At 70.9% G+C, this 1,875-nt stretch carries 2 protein-coding genes and 1 pseudogene; 2 read left to right on the top strand and 1 reads right to left on the bottom strand.

The genetic code is table 11. The features are described 5' to 3' along the window. On the bottom strand, positions 1 to 669 hold a 669-nt coding region (locus ABD194_RS20290), incomplete at its 3' end, for a LacI family DNA-binding transcriptional regulator (protein WP_343994884.1). A 274-nt stretch (positions 670 to 943) separates the two neighbouring features. Here ABD194_RS20290 and ABD194_RS20295 point away from each other — a divergent pair. Further along, a complete protein-coding gene (locus ABD194_RS20295; protein WP_343994886.1) occupies positions 944 to 1,411 on the top strand; it encodes a hypothetical protein in 468 nt (155 codons plus the stop codon). Between the two features lie 109 nt (positions 1,412 to 1,520). Then, positions 1,521 to 1,875, top strand: a pseudogene (locus tag ABD194_RS20300) (hypothetical protein); the annotation flags it as partial.

The raw sequence follows: 1,875 nt of genomic DNA on the forward strand, positions 1-1,875 counted from the left end.
AGGTGCCGATGTGGCCGGTGCCCCCGATGACGATGACGCGCATGCACCCGACGTACCCACTGCCCACAGGCAATCCGGCGCCCTGCGTCGAGGCGGTCCTGCGGGCCGGCATACGGCAGACGCCACGCCCGAGGCATTGATGAGCGCCACGCGCTCGTGCCCAGCCAGGATCAGGTGATGCGTGGCCTGCCGGGCTGCCTCGACGTCGTCGATCCGGACGTGGGGGTGGTCGGCCAGGGTGCCACCGGCCATCACCACGGTGACCCCCATCCGGTCGAGCTGCAGGCGCTCCTGGTCACTGACCGGGAACGCGAGGATGATGAGCGCGTCGACCTGGCGCCGCGCCGGCAGCTCCTCGAAGAACCTCCGTCGCTCCCCCTCGCGCTTGACCTCGTAGAGCAGCACGTCGAGGTCCGATCCGCGCAGGGCGCTCATGATCCCCTCCAGCATGGAGGCGTAGAACCAGTGCGCGACGTCGGCGGTCACGACCGCGACGCGGCCGCGGGACCCCTTGGCGAGTCGCGCCGCGTCCGGCGAGACGGCGTAGTTCAGCTCGGCAGCCAGCTGACGTATGCGTATGCGTGTCGCCTCGGACACTCCCGGCGCGCCGCTCAGGGCGCGGGACACCGACGCGATGGAGACCCCCGCGCGGTCGGCGAGGTCGGACATGTTCAGGTCTCCGTGCCGCGCCACGTCCGGAAACTACCAAAGCGCGAACGTAAATTTTCGTCGGGCGGGGGGGAGCGGTGGTCGCGTCGACATTCCTGCGCCGTGGCGTGGGTCGTGACGTAACGGGCGGACGCTTGTCGGCGGCCGGAACCGGCGCGCACACTCAACAGACCAGCGCCCGCGGCGCACCGGTGCAGCGGGCTCCCGTCGACGTCAGGCCGGCCAGCTCGCCGGCCGCAGCGAGGAGAACACCGTGCGCGCACCCACTCGAACAATGACCACAGGCGCGACCGTCGCAGCGATCGCCCTGCTCCTCGGAGGCTCCGCCCTGAGCGCGGGCGCCACCACGGGACAGGCGTCGGCACAGCAGTCCGCCCAGGACGGGACGATGACGTTCCACGTGCAGTTCAGCCCGTTCAACTACACGGATCTCGGTGCGCCGGGGCCGTCGGCGGCGGACGTCATCGTCTTCCACGACCGGCTGCAGCAGAGCGGCAAGACCGTCGGGGACGAGGTCGGCAGCTGCGTCCTGGTGGACAAGCAGGGACTGGCGAACTGCACCGGCGTCGTGAGACTCGGCAACCGCGGCACGATCACGTACGCCTTCGTCAACTCGCCGCCGCCGCACAAGGTCCTCGCCGTCACCGGCGGCTCGGGACAGTTCCGCGCGGTCGACGGGGACGGCACGCTGGACGAGAACGGCGACGGGACCGGAACCCTGGTGCTGAGGCCGCAGGACTGAGACAGCCGCACGAGCGGGCGAGTCGGGCAATCTCCCCATTTCGCCCCGGATTCGCGTGCCCGACCATAGCCTCTGGGTGCCCACAGCAAGCACTCAGAAACGCCAGGTCATGAACTCACGTATCCGCTGGACCCTCACCGTCGCCGCCGCTCTTCTCGCACTGTCGGGGTGCAAGGAGTCGGCACCCGAGGCCATGAGCCCCGTCGGGCTCGTCGGCTCGCATCAGGTCACCACCACGACGGCCCCTGCGACCACCACCACCCCCGTCCCCACCTCGTCCACGCCGACCGTCGACACCGCCGCTGTCGAGCGGGCCGCTGCAGCAGCCGCTGCGGCGAAGGCGCAGGCAGCGGCCAAGGCGAAGACGGAAGCCGTAGCCAAGGCCGCCGCCGCAAAGGCCAAGGCTCAGGCCGCTGCCCGCGCGAAGGCCGCTGCGGCGCAGGCCAAGGCTCAGGCTGCGGCTC

Origin of the sequence: Terrabacter terrae, from assembly GCF_039529575.1 — a bacterium.
GTDB lineage: Bacteria > Actinomycetota > Actinomycetes > Actinomycetales > Dermatophilaceae > Terrabacter > Terrabacter terrae.

Bases quoted from the DNA above. Each gene is read 5' to 3' on its own strand.
- ABD194_RS20295 (WP_343994886.1), top strand. From the start codon at position 944: ATGACCACAGGCGCGACCGTCGCAGCGATCGCCCTGCTCCTCGGAGGC.